This is a genomic window from Allobacillus sp. SKP2-8, from assembly GCF_007559355.1.
Taxonomy (GTDB): Bacteria; Bacillota; Bacilli; order Bacillales; family Alkalibacillaceae; genus Allobacillus; species Allobacillus halotolerans.
Genome location: NZ_VMHF01000034.1, coordinates 1 through 8,036 on the forward strand (window position 1 = coordinate 1; position 8,036 = coordinate 8,036).

At 39.3% G+C, this 8,036-nt stretch carries 8 protein-coding genes; 5 read left to right on the plus strand and 3 right to left on the minus strand.

All coding sequences use genetic code 11. The annotated features are described in order from the left end of the window. Positions 1 to 243: 243 nt before the first annotated feature. Both FPQ10_RS12675 and FPQ10_RS12680 read right to left on the minus strand, forming a co-directional pair. A complete protein-coding gene (locus FPQ10_RS12675; protein WP_370512046.1) occupies positions 244 to 1,371 on the minus strand; it encodes a mechanosensitive ion channel family protein in 1,128 nt (375 codons plus the stop codon). Positions 1,372 to 1,511: 140 nt separating this feature from the next. Beyond that, complete coding sequence (locus FPQ10_RS12680; protein WP_144163865.1) at positions 1,512 to 2,453, minus strand: hypothetical protein; 942 nt, start codon at positions 2,451 to 2,453, stop codon at positions 1,512 to 1,514. Between the two features lie 548 nt (positions 2,454 to 3,001). Between FPQ10_RS12680 and FPQ10_RS12685 the strand changes: the two genes are divergently transcribed. Next, positions 3,002 to 4,423 carry an amidase gene (locus FPQ10_RS12685; RefSeq protein WP_144163866.1) on the plus strand — a complete coding sequence of 474 codons (1,422 nt, stop codon included), beginning with the start codon at positions 3,002 to 3,004 and terminating at the stop codon, positions 4,421 to 4,423. A 48-nt stretch (positions 4,424 to 4,471) separates the two neighbouring features. On the opposite strand, the gene FPQ10_RS12690 is transcribed toward FPQ10_RS12685, so the two are convergent. Beyond that, positions 4,472 to 4,921, minus strand: a complete 450-nt coding sequence (locus tag FPQ10_RS12690) for a YaiI/YqxD family protein (protein WP_144163867.1) — start codon at positions 4,919 to 4,921, stop codon at positions 4,472 to 4,474. Positions 4,922 to 5,109: 188 nt separating this feature from the next. Here FPQ10_RS12690 and FPQ10_RS12695 point away from each other — a divergent pair, with 188 nt between their 5' ends. The 4 genes from FPQ10_RS12695 to FPQ10_RS12710 are packed head-to-tail and all read left to right on the plus strand — an operon-like array spanning position 5,110 to position 7,808. Then, positions 5,110 to 5,490, plus strand: coding sequence for a GntR family transcriptional regulator (locus FPQ10_RS12695; protein WP_186278689.1), 381 nt, complete (start codon positions 5,110 to 5,112; stop codon positions 5,488 to 5,490). After that, on the plus strand, positions 5,487 to 6,383 hold the full coding sequence (locus FPQ10_RS12700; protein ID WP_144163869.1) for an ABC transporter ATP-binding protein: 897 nt from the start codon (positions 5,487 to 5,489) through the stop codon (positions 6,381 to 6,383). The genes FPQ10_RS12695 and FPQ10_RS12700 overlap by 4 nt, the downstream gene beginning before the upstream one ends. After that, on the plus strand, positions 6,370 to 7,113 hold the full coding sequence (locus tag FPQ10_RS12705; protein WP_144163870.1) for a hypothetical protein: 744 nt from the start codon (positions 6,370 to 6,372) through the stop codon (positions 7,111 to 7,113). Before FPQ10_RS12700 ends, FPQ10_RS12705 begins: the two co-directional genes overlap by 14 nt. Next, a complete protein-coding gene (locus FPQ10_RS12710) occupies positions 7,110 to 7,808 on the plus strand; it encodes a hypothetical protein (RefSeq protein ID WP_144163871.1) in 699 nt (232 codons plus the stop codon). The genes FPQ10_RS12705 and FPQ10_RS12710 overlap by 4 nt, the downstream gene beginning before the upstream one ends. The last annotated feature ends 228 nt before the right edge of the window (positions 7,809 to 8,036 follow it).

Consider the following 8,036-nt stretch of genomic DNA (forward strand, 5'->3'; position numbering starts at 1 on the left):
CTCTATACCCCCGAGCGGGCAGAAAACGAGTTCGGAAAGTCTTATAGAAGTATTCTATAACCTCGAGCGGGCAAAAAACGAGTTCGAAAAGTCCTATAGAAGTGTTCTATAACCTCCAGCGAGCAAAAAAGCTCGCTCTACCCGTGAATAGAACCCATCTAATCATAGATAGATTAGAAATAAGTCTTCTATCCACGATTAGACAAAGAAAAAGCACCAGCCAATCTGCCGGTGCTCTATACCTTATCTTTCCCCTTTGTTGGAGGGAACTTTCTTCACTTTTAATGGATTTCTTTTTATAGGGCCTTCTTCTTCCACACGTAAAGATTGCGCAGGAACAGCAACTTTGACGTTTTCTTTGCTGAGGATTTCAAGGATTTTGAAGTTGATCTCTTCTTGGATGGCTAAAAATTTTCCCCAGTCAGTCGTTTTCGTAAAGAAATATAGCATAATATTTAAACTATCGGTTTCGTACCGAGTAAAGTTTACAAAGATCGTTTCCGGGTGGATACCTGGATGATTCTCAACATAAGTGCGAATTTGCTTAATCGAATGTTCTAGTTTTTCTTTCGGTGTGTGTGAACTAATTTTCAAATCATAGCTAATTTGTCGTTTACCCATCTCACTCCAATTTGTAATCGGTTCATTCGAAAGAGTCGAATTGGGTATGATTACCAAGGAATCTGCGAAAGTGCGTACGGCAGTGCTCCTGAAACTGATATCCTCAACGATCCCTTCGATACTTGGTGTCATAATCCAATCTCCCAAGTTAAAAGGTTTTTCCGTTATAATGACAACGCCGCCGAATAAATTTTTAATGACTTCTTGAGCTGCAAGGGCAAAGGCTAATCCACCCAGACCAAGACCAGCGACGAATCCATTGACATCGTATCCAAATTCTTGTGCAATAATTGAAAAACTGATGGCGACAATAACAAAACGGAGTACTTTCGTCAGGAAGGGAATAAGGATTTCATCAATTTTATTATCATAATGTTCATTGATTTTATTAAATACTTCTGACGTTCCTGATGACAAATTCCATAATCCCCACGTGATCAAAACAATAAGTGCCACTCGAATTAATCGGATAAAAGCGAAATTTTTCTCGTCAAAATAAGGGAAATATTCTAATGCCACGTAGATTCCAATGATGACAATGAGCCAGCGCATCGGTTTCTCAAAGGCATATAATATATTCTTAAATAATGATGTAGGGCTTTTATTCGCTAATTTTAAGATGAGTTTGAAAATATATTTGGTGAAAATCTTTCGAAATAAGGAAAATAAGATAAAGATTCCTATTGTGATTGCGATGGATTTTAGGACATCAAAATCATCCAGTTGTTTTAAAAATGACCAATCAATCAAGGTAATATCTCCTTTTCAATCAAATTGCATAGTCTTAGTTTGTCCGATGGGTGGATTTTCGTCAATCTTTTTTCCTGTGATGGTTGTATAAAAATTGCCTCAAAAGCCAGCTTGGCTCTTGAGGCATAAGGTCAGTTCTATTAGTATCCTTGCATTTGGAACATTTGCAGTTCTTCTGGAGTGATAATTTCTTCTTCTTCAGGGTTAATCGAGAACTCGACGTCTCCATTAATGTTGTTATATGTTGTATCAAGCGTTAAGCCAATACGCATGTCTTCTCCGTTTTCACTAACTTCCACGTCGCCAACAAATGTTTGTTTTTGAATCATGTCATCGTCGATTTCTAGTTGAAGTTCAAATTGGTGCACCGTCGTTTGTTCCGCAGTGTTTTCCAAATCTGTTTTCATTTGTTCAATTTCTTCGTCGCTAAGTGCCTCACCGGATATTTCACCGCTTTTTTCAACGAGGTTAATAAAGTCTTCTTTTGTCAATTGAACCGTATACACACCGTCTTCTTTTGAAAAGTCATCTTCACTTTTCTCATTTAAGAAGTCAGTAGCCAACTTCTGTGATTGAGCCTTCAGTTCTTCAGGATCAATTTGTTCTTCGGTGCCTTGTGCTTGTTCCAATTCAGCTATGTCGACTTCAAGTAATTTTCCGTTTAACTCTTGTGGGATTGGAAACATCATCCCGAAGTTTTCGACTAAGCTATCTGTGCGGATGTAAATTTTTTCACTCTCCAGGTCTTGCAAAAACGGTACGCTTAAGTCGAGAGTCATTGGTGCCATCTGACCATTTAAATTGAATGTAACTTGTTGCTTTCCGGCATCTTCATCATAGATACTCTCGAAGCTGATTTCCATATCATTGAACATTTGAAGATATGGATCGACAGTCGGGTCATTGAAGTTTCCTTCTAAATTAACGTCTACGTTACTGACCGACTCAAAGCTGGTCGCCTCTACAGTGTTTTGGAGAGCTTCAATAACTTGCTCTTTCTCACTTCTATCATCATCTCCACCACTACATGCAGCCAAGATTAAGACTGATAGTAATAGCAGTGTTCCTAAAATTCTCTTCATAAAAAAATGAGCCCCCTTAATATTCCTATATGATTATAGTAGCATATTTTTATGCGAAAAATCTTTAAAACTAACAAATAATTTTACAACTTTAAACATAATAAACTACGTCTATATTTGTATGCCAACACCAAAGGAGGTATGCCTGTCACGAGTCATTATTCTTCATTCTTCGTTTGCTAATATATGTTAATGAATCCGCGTCATTAAGAAGGCCTTATTTGTTTGAATGTGCTCCTTTTTCACATTGACACACGTTTGTACAAATTCATGCAAAAGTTAACCCTAAATAATACAAATTTTTTTGCATTTCAGTTCATTTCAGATAAGATTAATAATTAGAAGGCTTGCGAGGAGGAATCGATCTGGTGAAAGACCATAATCATAAGGATGGCCGAAAAAAGGTTGGGAAAAGGCGAAGAACAGAAAACCCTTGGTTGGAACTTTTGTTTAATTTTGCAGATATCTTTCTTTATCTGCCACGCTTGGTTAGTTCTATTGTAAAGAATATTTGGTAAGTCAATATGTTGATAGGAGAGGAAATAACGATGGAAAACTTTGAAGAACTGTTAGAAAAGGATGCACTTGGACAAAAAGAGCTTCTTGATGCAAATGAAATTACCGCGACGGAATTAACTGATTTTTACATAAAACAAATACAAACGTACAACCCGTCGTTGAATGCAGTCGTCCATGAAATGTTTGACGAAGCGAAAGATCAAGTGAAGAATGTTGATTTAAATGCAAGTCCTGTTGCCGGATTGCCGTTTTTGATCAAGGATTTGAATGCGATCAAAAATCAACCGCTGACAAGTGGCTCGAAGTTGCATGAAGATGTGATTGCACCTGAGAATGATGAGCTCGTAGACCGCTATGAGAAAGCAGGACTTGTGTTTTTAGGAAAAACAAACACGCCGGAATTTGGATTTTTGCCAACGACGGAGCCGACTTTATTTGGACCGACGAAGAATCCTTGGGCATTAGATCGGTCACCGGGTGGTTCCAGTGGTGGAACGTCCGCAGCAGTAGCGGCAGGACTCGTTCCTTTTGCACATGGAAATGATGGAGGAGGCTCTCTTCGTATTCCGGCTTCTGCAACTGGTTTATTCGGTTTCAAGCCGAGCCGAGGTCGACTGCCATATCCGCCATACATTAACCATTTCCCGATCAACCATGCCATCACACGATCGGTTCGTGATAGTGCAGCTTTGTTGGATGTCTTAAATGGTGGGGTGCCGCGATCTTTGTATCCATCTTTCGAGAAGCGGACAGACTTTGCGGAAAAATCACAGCAATCTCCAGGCAAGCTTAAAATTGCCGTCACTTATGATGCAGGTGGAAAAGTAGAGCTTGATGCTGAAACAAGAAAGAATCTCGACCAATCCGTTCAATTAATGAAAGACTTGGGCCATGAAGTTGTCGAAGCGACACCTGCTTATGATTATGAGGGAGTAGCAAATGCATTCATTAATATTTGGTTATCGTCAGGCTCTGTCATGATTAAACATATGGGACAAATGGTTGGCAAAGAAGTCACGCGTGAAAATGTCGAACCGCTTTCCTATGAAATTATGAAATACGGCCAAAATATTTCGGCGGCTGACTATGAGGAAGCGCGGGTATTTGCTGCAATTGAATCAGAAAAAATCATGTCTTTCTTCCAGGAATATGATGTTTGGATGACACCGACGATGAATCAGCTTCCGAAGAAAACAGGCGAAGAGAAAGACGTGACAGAAGCATATGGACCGATGCTCGAGAACATGCTGAATTATAATCCGTTCATGCCACTTGCCAATGCGACCGGACAACCAGCGATGAGTGTTCCAACACATTGGACAGAGGAAGGAATACCTGTAGGAACGCACTTCTTTGGGCGCTTAGGAGAAGATGAATTACTGTTCCAATTGGCACATCAAATTGAAAAAGAACAACCGTGGTTCCATAAATATAAAGAAATTAAGCTATAACATTTCACCTCTTGCTTGAACAGACTGTTCGGGCGAGAGTTTTTTTATTTATTCGACTGTTTCTTTTACGATACGCACTAATTTTTGGCGAAATATCTCTCTTTCTACACCGGTGAACGGTTTAGGTCCTTTAAATCGTTGACCGCTCTTTCGTGCTTGTTGATTTAAATAGCGTGAAGTCAACAGCCGGTCGATGTTTTCATGGGTATATAAAAAGCCTTTATGGTGCATGGCCGAACATCCTTTTGATAGGACTAAAGAAGCTAATCCATAATCTTGGGTAATGATTAGATCACCTTGGCTTGCCATTTGCATCACTTTGTAATCCGCCGCTTCACTTTCAGAATCAACATACACCGTTTTCACAAAACTGGGGTACTGTTCAGCAGAAAAGTGGGCGTAACTCATCACGAGCAAAACCCCTAACCCAAACTCACCCGCGACTTCAATCACCTCGCTTTTTACTGGACTTGCATCAGCATCAACGATAATTTTCATTGTTTTCTCTCCTTACCATCCGACTAAAGCGCATATATGTATATGTTGCACTGTTCCTTCTTTAATATTGAACGATTTAAAAGTCATTGACAAGATGAATCCATCCATATATAGTTATAATATACCTAGTGCATTAGTGCAGTAATGCACTGATTATAGATTAAATACATAAAGTGGGGTGGGAGGATTTGCTAGATCATGCAAGCAATAAGCCGATTTATATACAAATTGCTGAATGGTTGGAGAATGAGATTTTATCCGAGCGAGTAAAGGTCGGAGAAAAAATTTATTCACAATATCAGCTTGCCGATCGCTTCAATATTAATCCTGCCACCGCGGCAAAAGGACTGAATTTGCTTGCTGAGGAAGAGATTGTTCATAAGCGAAGAGGTCTTGGAATGTTTGTCGAAGAAGCGGCAGTAACCATCATTAAAGAAAAACGTAAAAATAAAACGTTGAAGCGGATGCTTCGAGAAATTGTCAAAGAGGCAAATTACTTGGATGTTTCGATGGATGAGTTAAATGAAATGTTACGGAAAATTCATGAAGAAGAGAGGGAAGAAGGATGACGGTTATCGATGTTCAAGGATTAACAAAGCAATATGGCGGACTACATGCGTTAAATTCTATTGATTTTTCCATTGAAGAGAATGAAATCATCGGCTTAATCGGAAGAAATGGTGCAGGAAAATCAACATTGTTGAAATGTTTAGCTGGCTATTATCATCCGACGGACGGAAAAGTGCGTGTCCTCGGTGAAGATCCGTTTGATAGTTTATTCGTTTCGGAGAATTTAATCTTTGTGGATGACGAAATGAGTTTCTCTTCAGAAATTAATCTAGAGGATATTTTACAAACAGCTGCCCGATTTTATCCGAATTGGGACCAAACCCTGGCACAGCGATTATTCGACTACTTCTCTTTCCGACCAAATCAACTGCATAGTGAGTTGTCAAAAGGAAAGAGAAGTACATTCAATATGATTATCGGTTTATGTGCACGTACGAAAATTACGATTTTCGATGAACCGACAACAGGGATGGATTATTCTGTTCGTCAAGATTTTTACCGTGCATTATTGAAAGACTATATTCAGCAGCCCCGAACAATAATCTTATCCAGTCACTTATTGAATGAATTAGAGACGGTATTGGAAACGATTTTGTTGATTGACGAAGGTAGATTTGTCATCCAGGAATCGGTCGATCAGTTGAAAGAGAAAAGTTACGGCCTGACGGGTAGCGAGGAATCACTCAATCATTTACCGGGTGATGTTCAGATTTTACATGAGGAAAAATTGAGCGGAAATCAGGTGTATCAAGTTATTTTGGGTGATTTAGCAGAAGAGACGAAGTTGCAACTAGAGAAAGAAGATGTTCGCTTTTCACCGGTTTCAATTGACGATGTTTGTATGTTTTTAACCCAAGCAAAACGAGGAGGGATTGATCATGTCTTTGAATAAGAAAACATGGCATTACATAAAGCTCTCAACCAAGTTTAAAGTTCAGATGAATTGGCACTTATTCAATATTTTGATTGGCCTTCTCGTGTTTGCGGTGCTTTCATCAGCGTTTGGCGGGAGTTCTTCCTATAGCACAAATGAATTTGGGAAAGTTGCGATTCATTATGTTTCTAGCGATTTAGCTTTTGTTTTTGTGCTTATCTGGGCGTTCGTCGTCGGCTGGACATTGGCACGTCCTGCTTTTCGTGAAATGGATTTCAGCTTTGTATCCAATCGATTCACAAGTCATATGTCATCCATTTTATATATCGGATTTGCGAGTGTTATCGGCGGATTAATCGGATTCTTTTCTCTTTTTCTCGGAAAGGCATTGTACTTTCTGTTTTATTCAACCGACTCCGTCGTGATCGCTCAACCATATACAATCAAAGAAATCTTGATCGGTGTGATGGTTATCATCAGCTTAACCTTCTTACTGGCATCGGTCGGTTATTTCGTTGGCGAACTTGTGAATTGGAATCAAGCCTTTATATTCATTATACCTGCGTTGGCTATAGGGAATATCGTGCTCGATGCGAAAATTGGAGACACAGTCGGGATTGGGCAACTCGTCATGATTTTTTCAACAGAAACAGAATGGTCGATGTTGTTCCTGAAAGTGCTAGGGTTCTCCGTTCTCATTTATACGATCGTCATCTTTTTGACTCGACGAATGGAGGTGCGCACATGATGGGATTGGCTATCTTACCACTTATCTTGATGGTTTTGTTGGCATATTTTTTATTGAAAAGAACAAATAGAACGAAACGAAAAAAGAGTCGCGGAAAAAGAAACGTTTTCATTTATAGTGTGATTCTAGCTATGTCTATTGTTGTTTATTATGTTTTTATTACCCAAGCGGATATAGAGGCGGCAGACGTAAAGTTGCATGCTGATTATCAATCAACTTTGAATCAGTTATATGCCGACCCACCAGTTTCTTATGAAAAAATTGATGCATTCACACTAGCGGGCAGATGGGAATATGAGTTGGATGAAAAGTATGAAAGCCTAGTTGTAGAGTCCGAATCGGATGTCCGTATAAAGAGACGAGAAGATAATGAGCCAATTATTGAAATTGGTTACTATCGCCCTTCAACATTCTATATTCGAGGCATAGAGGTACCTGAGGACAACATTAAATATCCTGGTGTAACGCTATTAGGTAAAGAGTTGGCTCTTATCATTCCGCATGACCAATACTCGATATCACAGACAATTATTTCGAAAGAAGCATTCTTGAATCACTATGTAGGTCCAAATCAATTGGATGATCATCGGCTTCATAAGTTAAGTAACTTTTACTATCAAAGTTTTCAATTGATCGTACCGGAAGATTTGGAAGTGGAACTGCGAGGAGACGGATTGTTGCAAGAGATTGAGTGATGGAATCGATTGACTACTAAAGACATATTTCAATTATAAAAGGCGACGGTAATTCCTGCATTCTGTGCAGAAGTTGTCGTCTTTTTTGTTTTATCAATCGTTTATCGCAGCTAGAATCACATGATCGGCAGAGATACCTTTATGGAGAATGCCTATCAAGCACGGAAGCCAAGCAAATCCTGGAGCTTCCGTAGTCGAGAGCGTCTATCAAGCACGGAAGCCGGGCAA